Source organism: Vibrio sp. OPT46, from assembly GCF_015163535.1.
Lineage (GTDB): Bacteria > Pseudomonadota > Gammaproteobacteria > Enterobacterales > Vibrionaceae > Vibrio > Vibrio alginolyticus.
Genome location: NZ_JADDYG010000656.1, coordinates 1 through 205, shown reverse-complemented (window position 1 = coordinate 205; position 205 = coordinate 1). Strand labels below are relative to the sequence as shown.

At 50.2% G+C, this 205-nt stretch carries 1 rRNA gene; it reads right to left on the bottom strand.

The annotated features are described in order from the left end of the window. A 23S ribosomal RNA gene (locus IQR33_RS24190) occupies positions 1 to 205 on the bottom strand; the annotation flags it as partial.

The window sequence follows — 205 nt, the reverse complement described above, 5'->3', positions numbered from 1 at the left end:
CCCAGTTAAGACTCGGTTTCCCTACGGCTCCCCTAGATGGTTAACCTTGCCACTGAATATAAGTCGCTGACCCATTATACAAAAGGTACGCAGTCACACCACGAAGGTGCTCCTACTGCTTGTACGTACACGGTTTCAGGTTCTATTTCACTCCCCTCACAGGGGTTCTTTTCGCCTTTCCCTCACGGTACTGGTTCACTATCGG